Genomic DNA, 25,713 nt, shown 5'->3' with positions numbered 1-25,713 from the left:
GGTCGGCAGGCGCTCGTTCGACGCGGCCGCCCCGGCCGCCGCCGGGTCGTCGAGCGGTTTCAGGACGCGCTGCGGCGACAGGCGCGGGTCGTCAGCAGCCGGGAGCGCATCCGCGCCGATTCGTCGTGGCTGAGGTGGTCGATGAGCGACCGCGGCGCGTGCGGGTCGAGGTGGGCCAGGGCCCGGACGCGCGGGGTGGCCGGGTAGTCCTGACCTAGTTTCCTAGGATGCGATACGCGACGGGACGCGGGTGACGCCGTGGACGTGGCGGGGTGGGTGCGCCCGAAACCCTCAAGGCGGCCGGGGCCACGCCGAACAGCCGGTGAGACAGCAACGCGGCGGCACTCGAGGAGCAACCGTGCCCGAATCCACCGGCCTGGTCAACGACTACTCCACCCCGGCGCTGGCCGCGGCGGCGCTGGGCCTGCTGCTGCAGGAGCGCCTGGTGCTGGTGCTGAACTCCAAGAACGGCTCCATCGTCTCGTGCAACGACCGGGTGATGGAGACGACGGACGCGCCGGTCGACGAGGTGGTCGGCAAGCGCCTGGAGGACCTGTGGCGGCTGCAGTCGCAGACCGTCGACGCGCTGCTGGACGCCGCCCGGGCGCGGGAGTTCGTCGAGCAGGTCAACTCCATCGTGGACAGCGGCGGCCGGCAGCGGTGGCTGCGGTTCAACTGCGGGCCGGTCGGGTCGGGACGCGAGCCCGAGGCGATCCTGGTAACCGCGTACGACATCACCAACGACCGGCGGCTGGTGGCGGAGCTGCGCGGCAAGTACGCGGCGGTGGACCGGGCGCAGGCGGTCATCGAGTTCGACCTCAACGGCGAGATCCTCACCGCGAACGAGAACTTCCTGGCCCTGACCGGGTACGCGCTGGGCGACATCGTGGGCCAGCACCACCGGATGTTCGTCGACGAGACGTACGCCGGCAGCGCGCAGTACGCCGAGTTCTGGGCGAAGCTCGGCCGCGGCGAGGCGGAGGGCGGCGAGTACAAGCGGATCGGGCGGGCCGGGCGCGAGGTGTGGCTGCGGGCCACGTACAACCCGATCTTCGACCTCGAGGGCCGGCCGTACAAGATCGTGAAGTACGCGCTGGACGTCACCGAGTCGAAGCACTCCACGGCGGAGTACGTCGGCAAGGTCGCCGCGCTCGACCGGGCCCAGGCGGTGATCGAGTTCGATCTGGACGGCACGATCCGGGCGGTCAACCGCAACTTCTGCAACGTCACCGGGTACGAGCCCGACGAGCTGATCGGGCACCACCACAAGATGCTGGTGAGCGAGGAGGAGGGGCGCAGCAACTCCTACCGCGGCTTCTGGCAGCGGCTGGCGAAGGGCCAGTTCGAAAGCGGCGAGTACAAGCGGTTCGGCAAGGGCGGGCGGGAGGTGTGGCTGCAGGCCAGCTACAACCCGATCCTCGACCTGGACGGGCGGCCGTACAAGGTGGTGAAGTACGCCACCGACATCACCGACACCAAGAACCGGAGCGCCGAGTTCGAGGGCAAGGTCGCCGCGATCGACCGGGCCCAGGCGGTCATCGAGTTCGACCTGGACGGCATGATCCTGGGCGCCAACCGCAACTTCCTGGAGACGATGAACTACGGCAGCACCGACGAGCTCAGGGGCAAGCACCACCGGATCTTCGTGGACCCGATCACGGCGGCGAGCGAGGACTACCGGCTGTTCTGGCAGCGGCTGGGGCGCGGGGAGTTCGAGAGCGGTGAGTACAAGCGGTTCGGCAAGGGCGGTCGGGAGGTGTGGCTGCAGGCGACGTACAACCCGATCTTCGACCTGGAGGGCCGGCCGTACAAGGTGGTGAAGTACGCCGTCGACATCACCGAGGCGAAGACCCGCAACGCCGAGTTCGAGGGCAAGGTCGCCGCGATGAACCGGGCCCAGGCGGTCATCGAGTTCGACACCCAGGGCAACGTGATCGACGCCAACCGCAACTTCCTGGACCTGCTCGGCTACGGTGCCGACGAGGTCCGGGGCCGGCCGCATCGGATGTTCGTCGACCCGCAGGAGGCGGGCTCGGATCAGTACGAGGAGTTCTGGGAGCGGCTGCGGCGCGGCGAGTTCGAAAGCGGCGAGTACAAGCGGATCGGCAAGGACGGCCGGGAGGTGTGGATCCAGGCGACGTACAACCCGATCATCGACCTTGAGGGGCGCCCGTACAAGGTCGTGAAGTTCGCGACCAACGTGACGCAGTCGAAGCTGCGCACCGCCGAGTTCGAGGGCAAGGTCGCGGCGATCAACCGGGCGCAGGCCGTCATCGAGTTCGACCTCGAGGGCGCCGTGCTGTCGGCCAACGACAACTTCCTGCGCACGATGGGCTACTCGATGCGCGAGATCATGGCCCAGCACCACAGCATGTTCTGCACGCAGGAGTACGTCCGCTCGCAGGAGTACCGCGACTTCTGGCTGCGGCTGAGCCGGGGGGAGATCCTCAGCGGCCGGTTCCACTGCGTCGGCAAGTACGGCCGGGACGTGTACCTGCAGGCGACGTACAACCCGATCTTCGACCTCAAGGGCGCGCCCATGAAGGTCATCAAGTTCGCCACCGACGTGACCGACCAGGTCAACATGGAGCAGCGGCTCAGCGTCAAGACCCGGGACATGTCCAGGGCCATCGACGAGCTGAGCACGTCCATCGCCACGATCGTCGGCAACGCCGGGCAGGCCAGCGAGCAGGCGGGGGAGACGCAGACCAGCGCCCAGCGCGGCTTCGAGGAGCTGCGCAAGTCCATCGAGGCGATCGAGCTCATGGAGCGCTCCTCGGACCAGATCGCCGGGATCGTCCAGGTGATCGGCGAGATCGCCAGCCAGACGAACCTGCTGGCGTTCAACGCCTCCATCGAGGCGGCCCGGGCCGGCGAGCACGGTGTCGGCTTCTCCGTCGTCGCCGGTGAGGTGCGCAAGCTCGCCGAGCGCTCATCGGACTCGGCGCGGGAGATCAGCCGGCTCATCCAGGAGTCGGCGGCCCGGATCAACCAGGGCTCGCAGGTGGCGCAGCGGGCCCAGGACGCGTTCGAGGTGATCCTGCGCAGCGTCGGCAAGACCGCCGAGTCGATCCACCACATCGTGACGCAGACGCAGACGCAGCAGGACGCCTCGCGGACCGTGAACGCGCTGATCGGCGAGCTGGTCGGGGCGGCCCCGACGGTGCCGGTCGGCGTCGACGGATGAACGGGGTCCTGTTCGGGGTCTTCACCGTCGCCGGCGTCCACGTCGCGCTGCCGCTGTCGGAGCTGCGGGAGGTGATCCCGTGCCCGGCGTCGTTCAACCCGCTGCTGGCCGCCTCGCCGGGCGTGGTCGGGGCGGTGAACCTGCGCCATCAGGTGATCCCGGTGCTGGATCTGCGCCTGACGCTGGGGATCAGCTCGCCGACCGAGCAGTCGGTGGTCGTCGTGGCCAGCTCCGCCGGGTCGGTGTTCGGGCTGCTCGCCGACGGCGTGCGCGGTGTGGTGAACGTGGAGGAGGGCGAGCAGCTGGGGATGACGGCCAGCACCGAGCTGCCGCCGCTGTTCTCCCGCACGTTCGAGCGCGCCGAGGACGACACGGTGGTGTGCGTGCTGGACTGCGCGGCGATCCAGCGGCTGCCGGGGATCGTGCTGGCCGACGACACCGGCGGGCCGAGCGGGGCGATGGCGCAGGTCCAGGCGCCGGGGCGCGGCGGCGGCACCGGCGGGCGGCGCATGATGATGCTGCTGCGGGCCGGGGAGATCGGGCTGTGCGTGGACGTGTCGCACATCCACTCGGTGGTGCCGGAGCTGATCCTCAAGTCCTCGCCGATCGACGGCGGGCACATCAAGGGCGTCATCGAGCTCGGCGCGCACTACGTGCCGGCCGTCGACCTGCTCGCCGTGCTCGGCCTCGGCGCGCTCGCCCCGATCGACGTCAAGCGGGGCGTGGCCCTGGCCTACGAGCGGGGGCTGCTGACGTTCGCGGTCACCGAGGTCGTGTCGATCGTGGCGGTCGCGGGCGGGGAGGTGCTGGCGCTGCCGAAGGTCGGCCTGCCGTCGTCGCGGTTCGCGGTCGGCATCCTGCCCGGGCAGGCCGGCGGCTCGTACGTGGTCCTCGACGGCGACGCGCTACGCGCCGACGAGGACCTGGGCACCCTGGCGGCGCTGGGCACCCCGGTCGCCGGGACGGCGCCGCCGCGGCGGGCGGCCCGCGACGACGACAAGCCGCCGGCGCGGGACGGCCGGGTCATCGAGCACCGCGTCCGCAAGTACCTCACCTACAGCGCCGGGGCCGAGGTGGCCACGCCGCTGACCCAGGTCGCGGAGATCGTGCCGTATCCCGCGGACGTGATCCCGTTCGTGGGCGGCGGCCCGATGCGCGGCGTGTTCACCCAGAACCGTACCTCGGTGCCGCTGGTCGACCTGCCCGGGCTGATCGGCCGGCCGGTCGACGTCGACCCGGCGAGCGCCCGGGTGCTGCTCGTCGGCGGGGTCGGGTTCATCGTCCCGGCGCTGCGGGCGATCGAGGAGTCGACGTGGGAGGAGCGGGTCCCCGACGGCGCCCCGGTGCCGATGTCGCTGGCCGGCAGCCCGCTGGTGAAGATCGGTGAGCGGATCCTCGCCCGCCTGGATCTTGCGGAGTTCGCCGCGACTATGGTTGGCGAGCGTGACCGACAAGCCGATCCGGGTGGAGATTGACGGCCGCGAGCCGACGCTCGAGGAGCTGTACCATCCGCTGCTGAGCAACTACGGCCACTTCACCGCGATGCAGGTCCGCGGCGGCCGGGTCCGCGGCCTGGACCTGCACCTGCGGCGCCTCGCGGCGGCGACCGGTGAGCTGTTCGGCACGGGGCTGGACCCTGCCCGGGTCCGTGAGCTGCTGGCGCACGCGATCCGCGGGGTGCCGGACGCGTCGGTGCGCGTCAACGTGTACTGCCCGGACGAGCTGATGACCGTGGTGTCCGTGCGCCCGCCGCACGACTCGCCGGCCGCCCCGTTACGGCTGCGCCACGTGTCCTATGTACGCCCGGCGGCGCATCTGAAGCACGTCGGGGGCTTCGGGCAGGTGTACTTCGGCCGCCGCGCCGGGGCCGAGGGCTTCGACGACGCCCTGCTGTGCGACCACACCGGCGCCGTGTGTGAGGCGGCGATCGCGAACATCGGGTTCTTCGACGGCACCGTGGTGACCTGGCCGGACTCCCCGAACCTGCCGGGCATCGGGATGCAACTGCTGGCCTCGCGGCTGCCGTCGCGCACCGCCCGGGTCATGCTCGCCGACCTGCCCTCCTACTCGGCGGCGTTCGTCACCAACTCGATCGGGGTCGCCGCGGTCGCCGGCGTCGACGACGTGTCCTTCGCCGTCGATGCCGGCCTGATGCGCCGCATCGCCGAGGCCGAGGCCTCGATCCCCTGGGACGAGATATAGTTCGGCCTGATCCTGATGGGCGGTTTGGCCGTTTTCCTCGTCGATGACCGCGAGTCGTCAGCGGCTACCGGGACGTCCGGCCCGATGCCCATGGGTAGCGGTGTACCGTCGCGGCGGAGGCGCAGTTCGCCGAGCCGGCGTGGCATGCGATCGCGTGGTGTTCCTGTGGTGAGCCGGAACGTCACCCAGGCCACGAGCCAGGGGCGGCCGACCCGGGACCGTGCACCCGTGGCGCCGGTGTGGTGCGTCAGCGCTCGGCTGGCATGAGGATGAACGCGTTCTTCTCCTTCTGGGCGTGTTGCCTGGTGCCGGAGGCGGCGAGGTGATCGAGGCTACGGTCCTGTTTGAGGAGCTGGCGCGGGTTGGTCCGGGTCGCGGCGGCCGACGGCGGTTGCGGCGGCGACCGTCGCGGCGAAGCCGGCGAAACCGGCCAGCGCCATGACGTCGAACACCCGGCTGTCGAGGTCGGCGGCGAGGCGGGGCCCGAGCAGACCGCGCGGATCGACAACCACGTCGACCGGACTGCCGTACTCGTACTCAACCGTGTCGCGGAACTCGCCCGGGAGCGGGGCGCCGGACGCGTCGTGCAGCCTGTAGCGGTACAGGCACCGGCCGTTGCGGGTCTCCAGGCAGGACGACTCGCGGACCGTCGCGGTGGTGCGGGTGCCCGCGGCGCGCAGGTACCAGTCGGCCGGGCCGGCGTACGCGGTCAGCAGCAGCACGAACACGAAGGCGAACGCCACCCAGGTCGGCCAGATCCGCTCGCCGCTGAGCCAGAACAGCAGGATCGGCGCGACGAGCAGGGCCGCGGTCGGCAACGCCGCCACCGCCCACCACATCCAGCCGCCCAGCGCGCCCGCCACGCCGGCGATCAGCCAGACCAGCGCGGTAGCGGCGACCAGCAGCGCGGCGTGCGGCCGGCTGCCCCGCGGCATGAGCCTCGTCATGATCGCATTGTGGTGCCGGTACGGCCGCCGGGCTGTCGACTATCGGTCGTTTCGTGCGGATGTCGACGGGTCGGCTACCAGCGCAGTGTGGCCAGGACCGTGCCGAACCACGGCCACTTGCTGTCGCGATTGACCGGCGCCTGAGCGCGATAACGAAATCGTCCGGATTTCGCGCGACGCCGCGTCGGGCGACGAGTCATGCATCCGAACGATGTGCGTGGAATGGGCCGAGCCGGATCTCGCTGGCCTGTTCAACCGGCCGGCGGGGCTGGAGGGCTGTTGACCAGCCCCAGAATGAACAGCGCGATCAGCAGCGCGACCGGGACGAGAACACCGATGATGGTCTTCGGGCGGGCGAACAGGGGTTTGCCGATATCCGTTGATCGACGCTGTTCGCGACCGGGGGCCGGGCCGGGCGCTGCCAGACCGGTTACCTTGTCCATGCGGATGAGGTTGAGCAGCAGGACGATCGCCGCAAACGGGGCGAGGATGCCGTACCAGCCCAGGGTCAACGTCCTCTGCTGGAGGTGGCGGAAGACCGCCGTTCCGCAGTCCCTGCAGAACGGGCCTTGCACGGTGGTGACACGAAACCAGAGCGCGATGTTCTGAATGGCCTGGTATCCGGCCTGGACCGCCGGAACGGACGAGCAGAAGCGGCATTGCAGCAGCGGCGGGTGCTGCACGTGAAGGGACTGGGGTTCGATCGCCTCGGTCATGCGGGTCCTCGTCCATCCGGGAGCGCCGTTGCAACAGGGCGGGAGCATACGGCAACGGCGCAGACGCCCACGCATGACACAGCCAGTCCGCACGGAGCCCCGCCCGAGTCAACCGGCCGGGACCCAACCGGTGCCGGCGTGCTCGGCGAACTGCCGCAACGACGCCCTCGACAACCCCGGACCAGGCCGCGCACCCCACGACGCGGGACCACACCGGAACGACCCGAGGCGCAACCCGGACACCAAACCCGAGCTGGCGACAGGCCTCAGACAGGGGTCTTGAGGATCACGAGCCGGCCCGTCGCGCGGGTCATCGCCACGTAGCGGTCGACGGCGCCCTGGATGCCGTCGCCGAACGCGTCCGGGTCGACGAGCACGACCAGGTCGAACTCGAGGCCCTTGGCCAGCTCCGGGGTGAGCGAGCGGACCCGGTCGGTGGCGGTGAAGGCCGGGTCGCCGATGACGCAGGCGATGCCGTCGGCGTGCTCGGCGAGCCAGTCCGTGAGGATGCCGTCCAGCTCCGCCGTACGGCCGTGGCGGACCGGGACGCCGCCGCGGCGGATCGACGTGGGCACGTTCGCGTCCGGCAGCGCGGCCCGGATGACCGGTTCGGCCTGGGCCATGACCTCCTCCGGTGTGCGGTAGTTGATGCTCAGCGACGCCAGGCTGATGTGCTCGATCCCGGCCCGCTCCAGCCGGTCGGTCCACGACTCGGTGAACCCGTGCCGGGCCTGGGCGCGGTCGCCGACGATGGTGAAGCTGCGCGACGGGCAGCGCAGCAGCAGCATCTGCCACTCGGCGTCGGTGAGCTCCTGGGCCTCGTCGACGACGATGTGCGCGAACGGGCCGGCGAGCTGGTCCGGGTCGGTCTCGGCCGTCACGAGCCCGTCGTTGAGCGTGTCGCGCAGGTCGTGGACGCGCAGCATCGACATCACGCGCATCTCGGAGTCGTCGCTTTCCAGCAGGTGTTCGACGACCCGGTCCATCTCCTGCCGGCCCGCGGCCGCCTCGGCCTCGCGCCGGCGCCGCTCGGTGTCCGGGTCGCCGAGGCGCTGGCGGGCCGCGTCCAGCAGCGGCAGGTCCGACACCGTCCACGCCTGCGCCTGCGTGCGCTGCAGCAGCGTGATCTCCTGCGGGGTGAGCCAGGGCGCGCACCTGCGCAGGTACGCCGGCACCGTCCACAGGTCCCCGACCAGGTCGGCGGCCTCCAGCAGCGGCCAGGCCCGGCCGAACGCCGCGCCGAGTTCCCGGTTGCGCCGCAGCGCCGCGCGGACCTGGTCCTCGTCCTCGTCGCCGTCGTGCTTGGCGGCGAGGATCGTCAGTAGCTCGTCCCAGACCAGCTCACGGGCCTCGTTGTGCGGGGTGCCGGGGCCGGCCGCCTCGAACGCCGCCGCCCAGTCGTCGGGGGTGAGGTACACGTCGGACCAGTGCGTCTCGACGAGCATGCCCTTGGCCGGCGGCCGTTCGTAGAACGCCACGGCGGCCTCGACCGCGTTGAGGAGGTCCTTGGACGCCTTGAGCCGGGCCACCCGCGGGTCGGTCTCCACGCCCGCGGCCGGGCCCTCGGTGACCAGGTCGCGCAGGGTGCACGTCTGCACGCCCTCCTCGCCGAGGCTTGGCAGGACGTCGGAGACGTAGGCGAGGTACGGCTGGTGCGGGCCGACGAACAGCACCCCGCCGCGGCGGTGGTCCAGGCGCGGGTCGGTGTAGAGCAGGTAGGCGGTGCGGTGCAGTGCGACGACGGTCTTGCCGGTGCCCGGGCCGCCGTCGACGACGAGCGCGCCGCGGGACCCGGCGCGGATGATGGCGTCCTGGTCGGCCTGGATGGTGCCGAGCACGTCGCGCATCCGGGCCGAGCGGGCGCCGCCGAGGCTCGCGATGAACGCCGACTGGTCGTCGAGGGCGGCGGCGTGGCCCTCGAACCCGTCGGCGGTGAACACCTCGTCCCAGTAGTCGGTGATCCGGCCGCGGGTCCAGCGGTAGCGGCGGCGGCTGGCCAGGCCCATCGGGTTGGCGTGGGTGGCGGCGAAGAACGGCGCGGCCGCGGGGGTGCGCCAGTCCAGCAGCAGCCGGCCCCCGTCCTCGTCGGTCAGGCCCAGGCGTCCGATGTAGACGGGCTCGCCGTCGGCTCCTTCGGCGTCGATGCGGCCCAGGCACAGGTCGAGGCTGTAGCGGCGCAGGGTCCGCAGCCGGGCGGAGAGGCGGTGGACCTCCTGGTCCCGGTCCAGCGCCCGCTGCCCCTGGCCGGCGGGCGCCTTCCGCGCCGCGTCGAGGCGGGCGGACAGCTCGGCGGTCACCTGCTCCAGGCGTCGCGCGATGGCCGCGAAGTGCCGCTCGTCGTCGGCGACCAGCGCCGGCTCGGTCTTCGCGGACAGGCGCTCGGGCAGGTCGAACACGCTGGCGGTCGGGAGCTTCACGCGATCAGTTCCGATCTGGGGCCGCTTCGCAACCTGGCGCGGCATTTCCGCAGCATCCGGCCCCGACCAGCGATTTTGCGCCCGGACCCGGGTCTTGCCGCAAGCCCCAGGGTGTGATATATGGTTATATTGGCGGAAGGGGCTTTGACGTAGCTTTCGGGTCTACGGCAGCTTTCGCAGGTGAGTTCGCCGGCCGTCATGGTCGAAGATGCCCAGGATCTCCGCCGGTCCGTCGTGCGCGCCGAACGTGTGCGGCACCATCGTCGAGAACTCCGCCGCCTCGCCGGTCTGCACCAGGATCACCCGCTCGGCCAGCCGCAGCGCGACCGTGCCCGACAGCACCGTGAACCACTCGAAGCCCGGGTGCGCCCTGAGCTGATCCGGGCCGGGGACCGGCCGGTCGATGCGCATCTTCGCCACCGTCGTGCCGCCCGGACCCGACTCGTGCCGCAGCGTCCACGTCGTCACCCCGCGCTCCGGGTCGTGCCGGGGCCGGATCACCACGTCGGCGTCGGCCGACTCGACCAGCGCGTCCAGGGTCGTGCCCAGCGCCCGGGCGATCGCCGTCAGCTGGTCCAGGCTGATGCGCCGGTGCCCGGTCTCGATCCGGCTCAGCGTCGACGGGCTCATGAAGCACGCCGCGGCGAGATCGTCGAGCGACATGCCCAGCGCGGCCCGCAGCCCGCGGATGCGCGTACGCACGAGCGCGTCCAGATCATCGTCTTGCGTCATACGCAAGATGCTATGCGATGGCCGCAAGGCGCGGCTACAGTCGGCGGCATGGACGCGCACGGTCACCACCACCACCACCACCATCACCACGGTCCCGAGCACAACGACGGCCTCGCGGAGCTGCTGGAGCTCGACGCGGAGGTGCTGCACACCTACCACGCCGGCATCGCCGGCTGGGTCCGCTCCGAGGGTCCCGAATCGGCGAAGGTCATCGTCGACCTCGGGGCCGGCACCGGCGCCGGGACCCTGTTGCTGCTGGAGCAGTTCCCCGGCGCGCACGTCGTCGCCGTCGACGCCGATCCGGCGATGCTGCAGCGCCTGGCCGCCAACGCCGCCGCCCGCGGCGCGGGGGAGCGGGTCACGACCGTCCACGCGGACCTCGACACCGCCTGGCCCACGGGCCTGCAGGCCGCGGACGTGGTGTGGGCGGCCAACTCCATGCACCACATGGCCGACCCGCAGCGGGTCCTGCGCGACATCCTCGCCGCCCTGTCCCCGGGCGGGGTGCTCGCCCTGGCGGAGCTGGACACGTTCCCGCGGTTCCTCCCCGACGAGCTGGGCGTGGGCCGTCCCGGCCTGGAGTCGCGCGCCCACGAGGCGATGGCCCGCCGCCGTGAGGTGGACATGCCGTTCATGTACGCCGACTGGTCCCTGGCCCTGGCGAAGGCCGGCTTCGAGGTCCGCGCCGAACGCCGCTTCGAGGTGACGCTGCCGGCCCCGCTGCCACCGGCCGGCGTCCGCTACGCCCGCACCTCCCTGCGGCGCATCCGCGACGGCCTCGCGGAGAGCCTGGACCCGGACGACGTGGCGGCGCTGGACGCGCTGCTCGACGAGCACGGCCCCCAATCCCTGACCCGCCGCGACGACCTGACCGTCCGCGCGGCCCGCACCGTCTGGATCGCCGCCCGCCCCTGACCCGCGCTGCCCGTGCCGGCGGCGACCCGCGCCGAGCGGGCCGCCGGACCGGGCGCCAAGGCGGCCGAACCGGCGGCACCACTGGGCGGCGCGGGCCGCGCCGCGCCCGCTTCCCCGGCGCCGCGCAGCCGGGCGGTAGCGGCCGCCGGAGGCCGCGGCCGGCGGCGTGGCCGGCTGCTCGGGAAACGCGACAGATCCGGCCTCTCGGCAGCCGGATCTGTCGCGTTTATGGTGATAATTCGGGTGTCATTGGGGTGGCTCAGGCGATTTTCCGCCGGTAGGCCGCCATGGCGAACACGTAGGCGACGACGAGGATGCCGACGCACCAGGCCAGTGCGGTCCAGATCTCGTCTCCGACGGGCTGGCGCGCGAGCAGCGCCCTGATCGCGTCGACGAGGGACGTGACCGGCTGATGCTCGGCGAAGGCTCGCACCGGTCCGGGCATCGTGTCGGTGGGGACGAACGCCGAGCTCACGAACGGCAGGAAGATGATCGGGTACGAGAAGGCGGTCGCCCCGTCCGTCGAGGACGCCGACAGTCCGGCGATCACCGCGACCCACGTCAGCGCGAGCGTGAACAGCGCCAGGATTCCGGCGACGGCGAGCCAGGCCAGCACTCCGGCGGACGAGCGGAAGCCGATGAGCAGCCCCGCCAGGACGATGATCACCACGGAGATGGCGTTGGACACCAGTGAGGTCAGCACGTGTCCCCACAGCACGGACGAACGCGCGATCGGCATGGAGTGCAACCGCTCGAAGATGCCGCCCTGCAGGTCGTTGAACAGCCGGAAGGCGGTATAGGAGATGCCGCTGGCGATCGCGATGAGCAGGATGCCGGGCATCAGATAGTTGGCATAGTTGTCGGTGCCGGTGCGGATGGCGCCGCCGAACACGAAGACGAACAGCAGCATGAACGCGATCGGCATGATCGTGACCGTGATGATGGTGTCCACGCTGCGGGTCACGTGTCGCACGCAGCGCCCGAGCATCACGGCGGTGTCGCTGAAGACGTGCGTGGTCATCGCAGTTCCTTCTTGCTCCCGGGAGTCCGGCCGCCGCCGACGATCGCCAGGAAGATCTCTTCCAGGGCGGGCTGCCGTTCCACGTACTCCACCTTCGCGGGCGGCAGCAGCGTGCGCAGTTCGCCCAGCGTGCCGGACACGATGATCGTGCCCTGGTGCAGGATCGAGATCCGGTCGGCCAGCTTCTCGGCCTCCTCCAGATACTGGGTGGTGAGCAAGACCGTCGTCCCGCCCTTGGCGAGGTTCTGGATCTCCCGCCACACCTCGATGCGGGCCTGCGGGTCGAGCCCGGTGCTCGGCTCGTCGAGGAAGACGATCGGCGGGTCGCCGATGAGGCTCATGGCGATGTCGAGGCGGCGGCGCATGCCGCCCGAGTAGGTCGACACCCGGCGTCCGGCCGCGTCGGCGAGGCCGAATCGTTCGAGCAGGTCGTCCGCGACGCGGCGGGGGTTCTTCACCCGCCGCAGCCTGGCGAGCATGACCAGGTTCTCCCGGCCGGTGAGGATCTCGTCGACCGCCGCGAACTGCCCGGTCAGGCTGATCGACTCCCGGACCCGCACCGGCTGGGACACGACGTCGAACCCGCCGACGCTCGCCGTGCCGCGATCCGGTTTGAGCAGGGTGGTCAGGATTCTCACGATCGTGGTCTTGCCCGCGCCGTTGGACCCGAGCAGCGCGAAAATGCTCCCGCCGGCCGAAAAGTTTTCGGCGGGGCTCGGCTTGTCGCGGAGACGTGCAGCTCAGCGTATGGGGGCGACGCCCGTCGACTCGCGCACGACCAGGCGGCCCGGCTGGCGGACCACGCCGGAGTGCTGTTCGCCGTCGAGGACCGCGAACAGGTGCTGCACCGCCGTCGCGCCCAGCTGCTCCAGGTTCAGGTCGACGGTGGTGAGCGGCGGGCGGCACTCGGTGGCGAAGACCTCCCAGTTGTCATAGCCGACCAGGGCCACGTCGTCGGGGACCGAGCGGCCCAGCTCGCGCAGCGCCTCCGCCGCGCCCGAGGCGATCTGGTCGTTGCCGCAGAAGATCGCGTCCACGTCCGGGTGGGCGGCCAGCAGCCGGGCCGTGGCGTGCCGGCCCCAGTGCTGCGACCACTGGCCGAACAGCGGATCCCCGGCGGGCGCGAGGCCGGCGGCGTCGAGGACCTCGGCGAGCGCGGCGGCGCGGTCGCGGGCGGCGCGGTAGCCGGGGTCGCCGGTGATGTGGGCGATGCGCTTGCGGCCCAGGGTGACCAGGTGCTCGGCGGCGAGGTGGGCGCCGCCGGCGTCGTCGGCGATCACCGAGATGTCGTTCGGGTCGTCGGACTCGCAGTAGGCGTACACCACCGGCACGGGGATGTCGCGGGTCAGCGACGGGCGCAGGTCGTTGGCGTCGCCGAGGATGATGAAGCCGTCGACCTGGCGGGCCAGCAGGGTGCGGATGTAGTGCCGGCGGCGGATCGCGTCGCCGCGGGCGTCGCACAGCAGAACGCTCATCTGCTCGTTGCCCAGCGCGTTCTCGGCGCCGAGCAGGACCGGGATGGCGAAGCGGGCGGCGGAGAGCTCGTCGGTGAGCAGCCCGATCGTGCGGGTGTTGCCCGAGATCAGGCCGCGGGCCAGGACGTTGGGCGAGAATGAGAGTTCCTCGGCGGCCTGCTGCACGCGGCGGCGGGTCGCGGGGGCGACCTCGCCCCGCGAGTTGAGGGCCTTCGAGGCCGTGGCGATCGACACCCCGGCCCGCTTGGCCACATCGGTCAGAGTGACCTGCGCGCGCTTTCTGCCCACCGTGACGCGTCCCTTCGAAAACTTTTCGGCGAGCATAGCTGATGCACATTGCCCGTCACAACTGTAACACCGCCTGCAGGACGGGAAATAGACCGTTGACACGGGTGTGACGTGCTGCCACCATTCCCGAAAAGGTTTTCGAGAGAACGTTGAAAGGTGGTGGCCGTGACGGCCAACCCGGGACCTGTCGCGCCCTCGCGCGGGGCGCTGCGGCCCGTCGGAATGCACCAGGTGCGCTTGACCGGCGGGTTCTGGGGGCAGCGCCAGGCGGTCAGCGGCACCGCCACCATCGAGCACTGCCACTCGTGGATGGACCGCCTCGGCTGGACGGGGAACTTTCGCGATCCGGACGCCGCGCTGCGCCGCCGGGGCCGCGAGTTCTCCGACTCCGAGGTGTACAAGCTGACTGAGGCCGCGAGCTGGGAGACCGGCCGGCCCGGCGGCACCGATCACCGGGAGCTGGTCGCCGAGCTCACCGCGCTCGCCGCCGGGGCCCAGGCCGCCGACGGCTACCTGCACACCGCCTACGGGCGGCCGGGGCAGCCGGGGCGCTACAGCGACTTCAACTTCGGCCACGAGCTCTACTGCGTCGGGCACCTGCTGCAGGCCGCGGTCGCCGCCTACCGCACCGGCACCGCCCCGCAGCTGCTCGACGTGGCCCGCCGCGCCGCCGACCACGTCTGCACCCAGTTCGCCGACGAGGGCTTCTGCGGTCACCCCGAGGTCGAGCCCGCGCTGGTGGAGTTGTTCCGGGTCACCGGCGAGCAGCGCTACCTCGACCAGGCCGCGAAGTTCATCGCGCGCCGCGGCCGCCGCAGCCTGCCCGAGCACGAGTTCGGGTGGAAGTACTTCCAGGACGACACCCCGCTGCGCGAGTCCGCAGTCTTCGCCGGCCACGCGGTGCGGGCGCTGTACCTGGCCCACGGCGCCGTCGACGTGGCCGTGGAGACCGGCGACGACGACCTGCTCGGCGCGGTCGTGCGCCAGTTCGACCGGACCCTGGCCCGGCGCACCTACATCACCGGCGGCATGGGCTCGCGCCACCTCGACGAGGCCTTCGGCGACGACTTCGCGCTGCCGCCGGACCGTGCCTACTCAGAGACCTGCGCGGGTGTGGCGACCGTGATGCTGGCGCACCGGCTGCTGCTGGCCACCGGCGAGACCCGCTACGGTGACATCGCCGACCGGGTCCTCAACAACGTCATCGCCGCCGCGGTGGCCGACGACGGCCGCTCGTTCTTCTACGCCCACACCCTGCACCAGCGTACCCGCGCCGAGGTGCCCTCGGCCGAGCACGAGCAGCTGCGCTTCGGCGGCGGCCAGCGCGCGCCGTGGTTCGAGGTCTCCTGCTGCCTGAGCAACGTCGCCCGCCTGGTCGCCTCCCTCGGCACCTACTTCGTGACCGAGAGTGACGCGGGAGTGCAGATCCACCAGTACGCCCCGATGTCCGTCGAAGCCGCCGGGATGCGCCTGGAGGTGCAGACCGCCTACCCGGAGGACGGCGCGGTCACCGTCACCGTCGCGCAGGCTCCGGCCGAAGAACGTTCCATCACGCTGCGGGTGCCCGAGTGGGCCGGCGGCGGCGTGCACGTCGAGCGGCGCGTCTTCGCCGCCGGCGAGCAGGTCCGCCTTGACCTGTCGGTGCGACCCCGCTGGACCTTCCCAGACCCGCGCGTCGACGCCGTGCGCGGGTGTGCCGCCGTCGAGGTCGGCCCGGTCGTCATGTGCGCCGAGTCGATCGATCAGGAAGACGGCGTGAACCTCGATGAGCTGCAGGTCGACACGTCGGTCGCACCAGAGCTCGGCGCGGTGAAGGGACGCGCCATCCGGCCGGTCGAGCTCGCCTGGCCGTATCGCGACCGCACCACGACGACCGAGCGCCCCGAGCCGATCGTCGTGCCGCTCGTGCCGTACCACCGCTGGGCCCGGCGCGGATCGTCCACCATGCGCGTCTGGCTCCCCACCACCCCGTCCTGACGGACTGAATGGAGGTGACGCGATGCCACACCCCCGCTGGAAATCCAGGCTGGCCATCGCGTTGACGACCACCCTCACGGCGTCCCTGGCCGCGGCGGCGCTGCCCGCCAGCCCCGCCGCCGCGGCGCAGACCATCGGCTATCCCACGTTCACCGGGCCGGCGATCCCGGCCGCGCCGGTCGGCTACACGACCGGCAACATGATGCAGACCATCTACAACGCCGAGAGCGGCGGCACCGACTTCTGGATCGACCGGCTGCTGGGCCGCAGCGGCGGCAGCGACCCCGCCGACGCCGACGGGGCGATCCTCATGAGCCGGGGCCGGGCGCTGTTCATGAAGACGTACAACCCGGGCGTGCTCGGCTTCGGCGGGCGCGTGGCGTACTGGGAGAGCATCAGCGACAACAACGCCTACACGATCGCGGCCAGCCCGGGGACGTTCACCGAGCAGACCGCGCAGCGTTTCCAGGCGCCCAGCTACGCCAAGAGCGTGTTCACCAGCGGCTCGGTCACGATCACGCAGCAGAAGTTCATCACCAACAACAACGTCGCGGTGACGAACCTGTCGATCAAGAACAACGGCTCGGCGTCGACCACGCTGACGCTGCGGGCCACGTCGCCGTACGCGACCAGCGGCAGCGGCAGCGAGCTGACCGGCTCCACGGGCACGAAGAACAGCCTCACCACGCTCACGACGAAGCTGACCGGTGACGGGTTCAGCGCCTCCTCCGGCGCGCTCAACCGGTCGATCACGATCGGGGCCGGCGCGACCGCCACCGCCAAGGTCGTCATGGGCTTCATCGCGGGCGAGATCCCGGAGTCCTCGACCGAGTACTCGGCCTACGCCGGCTACGACAACGCCACCGCGTTCGCCACCCACGTGCGCGCCTACAACAAGTGGTGGGCGGACAACATCCCGTTCTTCGACTCGCCCGAGCCGGCGCTGACGAAGAACTACTACTACCGCTGGTGGCTCATGCGGTTCAACAACCTCGACGCGAACATCCCGGGGCAGACCTACCAGTTCCCGACCTCCGTCGAGGGGGCGCTGGGCTACAACAACGCCATCGCGCTGACCCAGCCCATGCACATCGACGACCTGAAGTACCTGCGCACGCCGCTGTACGCCTACGGCGACTGGCTGTCGGTGGGCCAGACGTCCAAGGGCGGCCGGTTCATGGACAACCCCGGCGACCCGGAGAACTGGTCCAACAGCTACACGCAGTACATCGCCGAGGCGGCCTGGCGCAGCTACCAGATCCACGGCGGCCAGCCGGGCCTGGCGGCCAACCTCGCCAAGTACGCCGAGGGCGACGTCAAGGGGCAGCTGGCCACCTACGACAGCAACAACAACAAGCTCATCGAGTACGACTGGGGCGCGCTGACCGGCAACGACGCCGACGCGGTGTCGTTCCACTGGCGCTCCGGCAAGATGGACCGCGGCGAGGCCGCCTACCAGTACAGCGGCGCCCGCGCGGCGGCCCAGGCCTACGCGGCGGTGGGCAACACGGCCAAGGCGAACGAGATGAACACCGTCGCCGACCAGATCGGCGCGGCGATCGTCAGCGTGCTGTGGAACCCCAGCCACAACCTGTTCGAGAACCGGATGGCCTCCGACGGGGCGTTCAACCCCTGGAAAGAGATCAACATCTACTACCCGTTCGCGGTGGGTGCCATCCCGAACACCACGCAGTACAAGCAGGCGCTGCGGCTGTTCGACGACCCGGCCCAGTACCCGATCTTCCCGTTCTACACCGCCAACCAGGCGGACAAGGCGGCCTCGGGCACGGGCAGCAACAACTTCTCGACCATCAACTCCACCGTGCAGTTCCGGCTGCTGAGCTCGGTGCTGCGCAACTACCCGAACTCCTGGCTCACCACCGACTGGTACAAGAAGCTGCTCTACTGGAACGCCTGGGCGCAGTACGTGGGCGGCAACACCGCCTACCCCGACGCCAACGAGTTCTGGGCGAACTGGAACGGCTCCTCGATCACCTACCGCTCCTGGATCCACCACAACATCCTGGGCAGCAGCAACTGGACCGTCATCGAGGACGTCGCCGGGCTGCGGCCGCGCAACGACGCGAAGGTCGAGCTCTCGCCGATCAACATCGGCTGGGACCACTTCACCGTCAACAACCTGCGCTACCGCAACGCCGACCTGACCATCGTGTGGGACGACCCGGCCGACGGCGTGACCCGCTACCCGGGCGTTCCCCAGGGGTACTCCATCTTCGTCAACGGCACCCGGGTGGCGACCGTCAACTCGCTCGTGCCGTTCACCTGGGACCCCGCCACCGGCACGGTCACCACCTCGGGCACCGTCGCCTACAACCAGGCGTACTCGGGCCTGCAGGCGCCCGCCCAGGTCGTGCAGACCGACGCCCGGGTCGTGGACGAGATGGCCAAGGCCGGCATCGACGCGTCCACCACGCCGTCGACGAACCTCGCCGCCGGCGCGACCGTCTCGGCCTCCTACACCGGCTCGGGCTCCTCGACCGGCGGTGCCGTGGACGGGTTCCCGACCAACGAGCCGTTCTGGGGCGCCGGCGGCTCCCCGAACAGCCAGGACTGGTACGAGGTCAACTTCGGCCAGGCCCGCACGTTCAACGAGGTCGGGCTGTACTTCAAGGACAGCCGCCCCGCATCGGCCACCTACCGGGCGCCGTCGGCGTACGACATCCAGTACTACAACGGCAGCGCCTGGGTCAGCGTGCCCAGCCAGGCCAAGAACCCGAGCGCGCCGCGGGGCAACTACAACGTGGTGACGTTCCCGGCCGTCAGCGCCCAGCGAGTCAGGGTGCTCGCGACCAACGCCTCCGGGGCGAAGACCGGCCTCACCGAGGTCAAGATCTACAACCGGGGCGGCACCCAGCCACCACCGGTGACCAACCTCGCACTGTCGGCGACGGCGTCGTGCTCGTACACCTCGACGTGGGAGAGCTGCGCGGCGATCAACAACGGTGACGAGCCGGCGAGCTCGAACAGCGGCGCCACCAACGACGGCTCCCGCTGGGGCACCTGGCCGCAGACCGGCACCCAGTGGGCCGAGCTGCAGTGGTCGCAGGCGCAGTCGGTGAACAAGGCCCAGGTCTACTTCTTCGACGACGAGGGCGGGATCGACATGCCCTCGGCGTGGAAGCTGCAGTACTGGAACGGCTCGGCCTACGTCGACGTGCCGGGCGCGAGCTCGTACACGCTCACGAAGAACGCGTACAACACCGTTACCTTCACCGGGGTTTCCACGACCCGGCTGCGAGTGTCCCTGACCGCCACCGGCTCGGCCTCGGTCGGGCTGCTCGAGGTCAAGGCGTTCGGCTGATCATGCATACCGTGCGGAGACCACCGGCGATGCGGGATGTCGCCCACCTCGCCGGGGTCTCCCACCAGACCGTCTCGCGGGTGGTCAACGACCACCCGAACGTCCGGTCGGAGACCCGGGCCCGGGTTCTGGCCGCGATGCGGGCGCTGGACTACCAGCCCAACGTCGCGGCCCGGACCCTGGCCACCAACCGGTCACAGACGGTCGGCCTCGTCACCTTCGACACGACCCTCTTCGGGCCCTCGTTCATGGTCCACGCCATCGAGCGGGCGGCCCGGGAGGCCGGCTACTTCGTCAGCATCGCCAGCGCCCGGGAGCCCGACGTGCCACAGGTCCGCGACGCCATCCGGCGCCTGCGTGAGCAGGCCGTCGAGGGCATCGTCACGCTGGCGCCGGTCGCGGCGGCCTGGACGGCGCTGCGGCAGGAGCCGCTGGACGTGCCGATTGTCGGGTTGGGCATCATCGGCGCTCCCGGCGAGGACGCCGACGTGCCCATGGTGGCGATCGACAACGCCGCCGGGGCGGCCCTGGCCACCCGGCACCTGCTCGAACTCGGGCACCGCACCGTCCACCACGTCGCCGGCCCCGCCAACTGGCCGGAGGCCCGCGAACGGCTGGCCGGCTGGCGGGCCGCGCTGGAGGACGCGGGGCGCCCGGCCCCGGCGCCGCTGGCCGGCGACTGGAGCGCCGCGGCGGGGTACGCCGCCGGCCGGACCCTCGCGGGCCGGCCGGAGGTGACCGCGGTGTTCTGCGCCAACGACCAGATGGCCATCGGTCTGCTGCGTGCCCTGCACGAGGCCGGGCGCCCGGCGCCCCGCGACGTCAGCGTCGTCGGCTTCGACGACGTGCCCGAGGCCCCCTACCTCCTGCCGCCGCTGACCACGGTCCGGCAGGACTTCGCCGAGCTGGGCCGGCGCAGCCTGGACCTGCTCGTCGACCAGATCTCGACGGGCTCGCGGCGGGGCGGGGAGTTCCGCTCCGCCGCGAGCCTGATCGTGCGCAGCTCCACAGCACCCCTTGCTTCTTGAGAACGCTCACAAACAATGGATCACCTAGGGAAGGAATGATCGTGAAACGCTGGATGGGCAGCATCGTCGCTGCATCCTTGGTGTTCGGCGCCGCCGCGTGCGGTGAGGACACCAAGGCCGACACCCCCGCCAACGCAGACAGTGGCGCCACCATCACGCTGTGGACCCGCGCCGCCACCGAGACCCAGTCCAAGGCGTACGCCGCCGCGTACAACGCCACCCACAAGAACCAGGTCCAGGTCACCGCGTACCCGAACGAGGAGTACCCGGCCAAGCTCGCCTCCGCCGCGGGCGCCAAGGCCCTGCCGGACCTGTTCGCCTCCGACGTCGTCTTCGCGCCGCAGTACGCCTCCCAGGGCCTGTGGGTGGACATCACCGACAAGTTCAACGCCCTGCCGATCAAGGACAAGGTCGCACCGGCGCACGTGCGCAACGGCACCTGGAACAAGAAGGTCTACGCGGTGCCGCACACCATCGACATGTCGGTGATGCTGTACAACAAGGACCTCTTCACCAAGGCCGGCCTCGACCCGGAGAAGCCGCCGACGACCCTGCAGGAGTTCGCCGACGACGCCCGCGCCGTGGACAAGCTCGGCGGCGACATCAACGGAACGTACTTCGGCGGTAACTGCGGCGGCTGCAACGTGTTCACCCTCTGGCCGTCCGTCTGGGCCGCCGGCGGCGACGTCATGAACGAGGACGGCACCTCCAGCACCATCAACGGCAAGGAGATGTCCGACGTCTTCGCGCTGTACCGCAAGCTCTACGAGGAGGGCGTGGCCGCTCCGGCGGCCAAGGACGAGGCCGGCCCGACCTGGCTCGGCGCGCTGCAGAACGGCAAGATCGGCATCGCGCCCGGCCCGGCCGCCTGGCTCGGCCTGATCGAGGAGAAGGCCACCTTCAAGCTCGGCGTGGCCCCGATCAGCGGCCTGACCGGCGGCGAGTCGACGTTCGTCGGCGGCGACGCGATCGGCATCGGCGCCACCAGCAAGCACGCGACCGAGGCGTGGGACTTCCTGGCCTGGACGCTGGGCGACGAGGCCCAGGTCGAGGTCATCGCCAAGGGCAAGGGCGTGCCGGTGCGCACGGACCTGGCGGAGAACAAGTACTCCTCCGCCGACCCCCGCGTCGTGAAGATCAACAGCCTGATGGGCAAGGGCAAGACGCCCTACGCCAAGAACTTCAACGCCACCTACAACGACCCGCAGAGCCCGTGGGTGACCGCCTTCCGCGGCGCGCTGTTCGGCGACGCCAAGAAGTCCCTGGACGACGGCGCCACCGCCCTCACGGCCTCCCTGAAGAAGTAAGAGAAGCGATGACCCTGCTCGTCGACGAGCGGCCGGCGGTCACCCCGCCGGCCGCCCGGCCTCGCCGCCGACTCGCCCGGCGGTGGGCCGGCGCGCTGTACGCCGCACCCACCGCCTTCATGGTCGGCCTGTTCTTCCTCGTCCCGCTCGGCCTGGTCGCGTACATGTCGCTGCACCACTGGCCGCTGCTGGGCGCGCCCGAGCTCAACGCGCCGGAGAACTACGCCGGCATGGCCGACGACGAGCTGCTCGCCACCGCGGCCTGGTTCACCCTCAAGTACACGGTCGTGGTCACGGTCCTGCTCTTCGCGCTCTCCTTCGGGCTGGCGCTGCTGGTCCAGCACCCCGGCCGCGGCATCGGCCTGCTGCGCACCGCGTACTTCATCCCCGCCGCGGTCGGCTTCGCCAGCGCCTCGCTGCTGTTCCTGGGCATGCTCAGCGACGAGATCGGCCCGGTCAACCGGATCCTCGAGTCGGTGGGCCTGCTGGACGGCTACGTGTCGTGGACCAGCGGCAGCCCGAACAGCGCCCTGGGCTCGGCGGTCGGGCTGGTGCTGTGGCGCTTCGCCGGGTTCAACATGCTCATCCTGCTCACCGGGCTGCAGTCGATCCCGGTCGAGGTGTACGAGGCCGCCCGCCTCGACGGCGCCTCGCGCTGGGCGACGTTCCGCAGCATCACCGTACCGCTGATGCGCTCCACCCTCGCGCTCGTGCTCACCCTCATGGTCACCGGCTCCCTGCTCGCCTTCGACCAGTTCTGGATCCTCACCCGCGGCGGGCCCGACAACAGCACCACCTCGCTGGTGATGGTCATCTACCGCAAGGCGTTCATCGAGCTCGACCTCGGCTCGGCCGCGGCGATCTCGGTCGTGCTGCTCTTCGTCCTCATCGTGTTCAACGTGGTGCAGCTCGGCATGCTGCGCAGAAGGGGCTGACATGCGACGGATCACCGGCGCCGCCCTCGCGATCCTGTTCCTGTTCCCGCTGGCGTGGGCCGCGTTCGCCTCGGTGCGCACGCCCAGCGGCTTCGGGCTGGAGAACTACTCGCGGCTGTTCACCGCCGACAACGGCATCCGTTTCGAGCACGTGTTCAACTCGATCACGCTCAGCGCCCTCACCGTCGCGGGCACGCTGCTGGTCAGCAGCCTCGGCGGCTACGCGTTCGGCCGGTTCAGCTTCCCCGGCAAGGACGCGCTGTTCCTGCTCACCCTGGCGATCCTCATGGTGCCCTACGCGACCATCCTCATCGCGCTGTACGTCCTGCTCGGCTGGATCGGCCTGCAGGACTCGATCATCGGGCTCAGCCTGGTGCTCATCATGTTCCAGCTGCCCTTCTCGGTGTTCATGATGCGCAACTCCTTCGAGGCCGTGCCCAAGGAGCTGGAGGAGGCCGCGCTGCTGGACGGGTGCGGCAGCTTCCGGGCGCTGACCCGCATCATGCTGCCCGCGGTGAAGCCCGGCCTGATCACCGTGGGGCTCTTCGCGTTCCTCACCTCGTGGAGCGAGTTCTTCGCCCCGCTGATCCTGCTCAATTCGACCGACAAGTTCACCATGATGCTCGCTGTGGTGAACATGCGCACCGCCACCTTCGGAGCCATCGACTACGCCGCGTTGGAGGCCGGCGTGACGTTCATGGCGGTGCCCTGTCTGGTGCTGTTCCTCGTACTGCAGCGCAGCTACGTCCGAGGGTTCATGTCGGGGGCGCTGCGCGGCTGATCCCACCCCCTGGAGGAGCCATGCCCACCCGCCGCACGCTGCTAGCGGCAACCGCCGGCGTCACCGCCGGCACCCTCATCCCCTTCGAACGCGCGGCGGCCGCCACCGCCGCGCGGCCGGACACCGGAGTCTCGGCCTACGCGTTCCCGCTCACCGCCGTCCAGCTGCTCACCAGCCCGTTCACCGCCAACACCGGACGGACCCAGTCGTACCTGCTGTTCCTCGACAACGACCGGATGCTGCACACCTTCCGGCTCAACGTCGGGCTGTCCTCGTCCGCCACGGCCTGCGGCGGCTGGGAGTCGCCCACCACCGAGCTGCGCGGCCACTCCACCGGCCACCTGCTCACCGCCCTCGCCCAGGCCTACGCCAGCACCGGCAACACCGCCTTCAAGACCAAGGGCGACCAGCTCGTCACCGTCCTCGCCCAGTGCCAGTCGCGCGCCGCCACCGCCGGCTACAACACCGGGTACCTCAGTGCGTTCCCGGAGAGCTTCATCGACCGGGTCGAGGCGCGGCAGTCCGTCTGGGCGCCGTACTACACCCTGCACAAGATCATGGCCGGCCTGCTCGACATGCACCTGCTGGCCGGCAACGCGCAGGCGCTGACCGTGCTCACCGGCATGGCCGCGTGGGTCAAGTTCCGCAACGACCGCCTGAGCCAGACCCAGCGCCAGAACATGCTCGACACCGAGTTCGGTGGCATGAACGAGGTGCTCACGAACCTGTACCAGGTCACCGGCGACGCCAACCACCTCGCCGCCGCGCAGCAGTTCGACCACGCCGAGATCTTCGACCCCCTGGCCGGCAACACCGACGCGCTGAACAACTACCACGCCAACACCCAGATCCCGAAGGTCATCGGGGCGATCCGCGAGTACCACGCCACCGGCACCACCCGCTACCGCGACATCGCCGTGAACTTCTGGGACATCGTCACCAAGCACCACACGTACGCGATCGGCGGCAACTCCAACGGCGAGTACTTCAAGGCCCCCGACCGCATCGCCAGCGAACTGTCCGACACGACCGCCGAGTGCTGCAACACGTACAACATGCTCAAGCTCACCCGGCAGCTGTTCCTGACCAACCCGGCCCGCGCCGACTACATGGACTACTACGAGAAGGCGCTGTACAACCACACGCTCGCCTCCCAGGACCCCAGCAGCTCGCACGGGTTCCAGTGCTACTACGTGCCGCTGCGGGCGGGCGGGATCAAGACGTACAGCAACGACTACAACAGCTTCGTGTGCTGCCACGGCACCGGGATGGAGAGCAACACCAAGTACGGCGACTCCATCTACTTCCACGACGGCGCCAGCACCCTCTACGTCAACCTCTTCATCCCGTCGGTGCTGACCTGGTCGGCCCGCGGCGTCACCGTCCGCCAGGACACCACGTTCCCGGATGCCGGCGCCACGAAGCTCACCGTCACCGGCTCCGGCGCCTTCACCATGAAGATCCGCATCCCGGCCTGGGCCACCGGCGCCCAGCTGGCGCTCAACGGCACCGCGCAGGCCGCCCCGGCGCCGGGCGCCTACGCGACCATCAGCCGCACCTGGGCCTCCGGCGACGTCGTCGACGTGACACTGCCGATGGCCCTGACCCGGGAACCCACCAACGACAACAGCACCGTGCAGGCGGTCAAGGTCGGCCCGATCGTCCTCGGTGGACTCTTCGGCACCAGCAACCTCACCGCCCTGCCGACCCTCAACCCGTCCTCGCTCACGGCGACGAGCACGCCGCTGCAGTACACCGCGAACGGCGTCACCCTCGCGCCGTTCTACAAGGTGCACGGCCAGCGGTACTCCGTCTACTGGTCCGTCACCGGCGGCCAGACGCTGCCGGCGTTCGTCGCCCACTACCCGTTCGACAACAGCGCCGCCGACGCGACCGGCAACGGCAAGACGGCGACGCTGTCCAACGCCGGATACACCACCGGCCGCACCGGCTCCGCCGTGAGCCTCAACGGCAGCAACGGATACGTGTCGCTGCCGGCCGGGATCCTGGGCGGCGCGACGAACTTCTCCATCGCGCTGTGGGTCCGCATCGACAGTGCCACCGCCTGGACCCGGGTCTTCGACTTCGGCACGGGCACCGGCGTCAACATGTTCCTGACGCCGCGCTCCGGCACCGGTACCGCGCGCTTCGCCATCACCACCGGCGGAGCCGGCGGCGAGCAGCGCATCGACGCCCCGTCCGCCCTGCCGACCGGCGCGTGGACGCACGTCGCGGTGACCCGCAGCGGCAACCTCGGCATCCTGTACGTCAACGGCGCCGAGGCCGCCCGCAACAGCTCCATGACGCTGAGCCCGTCGAGCCTGGGCAACACCACGCAGAACTGGCTCGGCCGCTCCCAGTACGCCGACCCGTACCTCACCGGCGCCCTGGACAGCGTCCGGCTCTACAGCCGCGCCCTCACCGCCACCGAGGTCGCGGGCTTCTACTCGGCCGGTAATTAGC

17 protein-coding genes and 1 pseudogene are annotated in these 25,713 nt (G+C 70.7%); 11 read left to right on the top strand and 7 right to left on the bottom strand.

Annotated features, from left to right (window positions below):
- The first annotated feature begins 358 nt into the window (after window positions 1-358).
- Genes ACQPY0_RS32005 through ACQPY0_RS31995 form a run of 3 tightly spaced genes read left to right on the top strand, consistent with a single transcriptional unit; the run spans window position 359 to window position 5,389 of the window.
- Window positions 359-3,187, top strand: a complete 2,829-nt coding sequence (locus tag ACQPY0_RS32005; protein ID WP_432968750.1) for a PAS domain S-box protein — start codon at window positions 359-361, stop codon at window positions 3,185-3,187.
- Window positions 3,184-4,662, top strand: coding sequence for a chemotaxis protein CheW (locus ACQPY0_RS32000; RefSeq protein WP_432968747.1), 1,479 nt, complete (start codon window positions 3,184-3,186; stop codon window positions 4,660-4,662). The genes ACQPY0_RS32005 and ACQPY0_RS32000 overlap by 4 nt, the downstream gene beginning before the upstream one ends.
- Window positions 4,631-5,389, top strand: coding sequence for an aminotransferase class IV (locus tag ACQPY0_RS31995; RefSeq protein WP_432968744.1), 759 nt, complete (start codon window positions 4,631-4,633; stop codon window positions 5,387-5,389). Before ACQPY0_RS32000 ends, ACQPY0_RS31995 begins: the two co-directional genes overlap by 32 nt.
- A gap of 332 nt (window positions 5,390-5,721) precedes the next feature.
- Here the strand turns inward: ACQPY0_RS31995 and ACQPY0_RS31990 are convergent, their stop codons facing one another.
- From ACQPY0_RS31990 to ACQPY0_RS31975, 4 genes are all read right to left on the bottom strand, one after another.
- Window positions 5,722-6,336: a hypothetical protein gene (locus ACQPY0_RS31990; RefSeq protein ID WP_432968741.1), complete on the bottom strand. Its 615-nt coding sequence runs from the start codon at window positions 6,334-6,336 to the stop codon at window positions 5,722-5,724.
- A gap of 251 nt (window positions 6,337-6,587) precedes the next feature.
- Entirely contained in the window at window positions 6,588-7,052 is a 465-nt protein-coding gene (locus ACQPY0_RS31985) for a hypothetical protein (RefSeq protein WP_432968738.1), read from the bottom strand.
- A 266-nt stretch (window positions 7,053-7,318) separates the two neighbouring features.
- Window positions 7,319-9,514, bottom strand: coding sequence for an RNA polymerase recycling motor ATPase HelR (gene helR, locus ACQPY0_RS31980; RefSeq protein ID WP_432968735.1), 2,196 nt, complete (start codon window positions 9,512-9,514; stop codon window positions 7,319-7,321).
- Between the two features lie 117 nt (window positions 9,515-9,631).
- Complete coding sequence (locus ACQPY0_RS31975; protein ID WP_432968732.1) at window positions 9,632-10,201, bottom strand: helix-turn-helix domain-containing protein; 570 nt, start codon at window positions 10,199-10,201, stop codon at window positions 9,632-9,634.
- Between the two features lie 48 nt (window positions 10,202-10,249).
- Here ACQPY0_RS31975 and ACQPY0_RS31970 point away from each other — a divergent pair, with 48 nt between their 5' ends.
- Window positions 10,250-11,116, top strand: a complete 867-nt coding sequence (locus ACQPY0_RS31970) for a class I SAM-dependent methyltransferase (RefSeq protein WP_432968729.1) — start codon at window positions 10,250-10,252, stop codon at window positions 11,114-11,116.
- Between the two features lie 259 nt (window positions 11,117-11,375).
- On the opposite strand, the gene ACQPY0_RS31965 is transcribed toward ACQPY0_RS31970, so the two are convergent.
- The 3 genes and pseudogenes from ACQPY0_RS31965 to ACQPY0_RS31955 form a co-directional block, all read right to left on the bottom strand.
- A complete protein-coding gene (locus ACQPY0_RS31965; RefSeq protein WP_432968726.1) occupies window positions 11,376-12,137 on the bottom strand; it encodes an ABC transporter permease in 762 nt (253 codons plus the stop codon).
- Window positions 12,134-12,832: pseudogene (locus ACQPY0_RS31960) on the bottom strand (ABC transporter ATP-binding protein); the annotation flags it as partial. The pseudogene ACQPY0_RS31960 and the gene ACQPY0_RS31965, both read right to left, overlap by 4 nt.
- A gap of 45 nt (window positions 12,833-12,877) precedes the next feature.
- Window positions 12,878-13,900 (bottom strand): LacI family DNA-binding transcriptional regulator, encoded by a 1,023-nt coding sequence (locus tag ACQPY0_RS31955; protein WP_432968723.1) that lies wholly within the window; start codon window positions 13,898-13,900, stop codon window positions 12,878-12,880.
- 165 nt (window positions 13,901-14,065) lie between these two features.
- On the opposite strand from ACQPY0_RS31955, the gene ACQPY0_RS31950 reads away from it, so the two are divergent.
- From ACQPY0_RS31950 to ACQPY0_RS31920, 7 genes are read left to right on the top strand one after another with little or no spacing between them, the layout of a single operon-like run.
- Complete coding sequence (locus ACQPY0_RS31950; protein WP_432968720.1) at window positions 14,066-15,877, top strand: glycoside hydrolase family 127 protein; 1,812 nt, start codon at window positions 14,066-14,068, stop codon at window positions 15,875-15,877.
- A 22-nt stretch (window positions 15,878-15,899) separates the two neighbouring features.
- Window positions 15,900-19,199 (top strand): discoidin domain-containing protein, encoded by a 3,300-nt coding sequence (locus ACQPY0_RS31945; protein ID WP_432968717.1) that lies wholly within the window; start codon window positions 15,900-15,902, stop codon window positions 19,197-19,199.
- A gap of 2 nt (window positions 19,200-19,201) precedes the next feature.
- The gene (locus ACQPY0_RS31940; protein WP_432968714.1) at window positions 19,202-20,227 is read left to right on the top strand and encodes a LacI family DNA-binding transcriptional regulator; all 1,026 of its coding nucleotides are present in this window, start codon (window positions 19,202-19,204) and stop codon (window positions 20,225-20,227) included.
- Window positions 20,228-20,268: 41 nt separating this feature from the next.
- Window positions 20,269-21,534, top strand: coding sequence for an ABC transporter substrate-binding protein (locus tag ACQPY0_RS31935; RefSeq protein ID WP_432968711.1), 1,266 nt, complete (start codon window positions 20,269-20,271; stop codon window positions 21,532-21,534).
- A gap of 8 nt (window positions 21,535-21,542) precedes the next feature.
- Complete coding sequence (locus tag ACQPY0_RS31930; RefSeq protein WP_432968708.1) at window positions 21,543-22,469, top strand: carbohydrate ABC transporter permease; 927 nt, start codon at window positions 21,543-21,545, stop codon at window positions 22,467-22,469.
- Between the two features lies 1 nt (window position 22,470).
- Window positions 22,471-23,250 carry a carbohydrate ABC transporter permease gene (locus ACQPY0_RS31925; RefSeq protein WP_432968705.1) on the top strand — a complete coding sequence of 260 codons (780 nt, stop codon included), beginning with the start codon at window positions 22,471-22,473 and terminating at the stop codon, window positions 23,248-23,250.
- A gap of 20 nt (window positions 23,251-23,270) precedes the next feature.
- Window positions 23,271-25,712, top strand: coding sequence for a beta-L-arabinofuranosidase domain-containing protein (locus ACQPY0_RS31920; RefSeq protein ID WP_432968702.1), 2,442 nt, complete (start codon window positions 23,271-23,273; stop codon window positions 25,710-25,712).
- Window position 25,713: the final 1 nt, after the last annotated feature.

Origin of the sequence: Dactylosporangium sp. CA-233914 (genome assembly GCF_050942935.1) — a bacterium.
Lineage (GTDB): Bacteria > Actinomycetota > Actinomycetes > Mycobacteriales > Micromonosporaceae > Dactylosporangium.
This window is presented reverse-complemented; position numbering and strand designations above follow the sequence as displayed.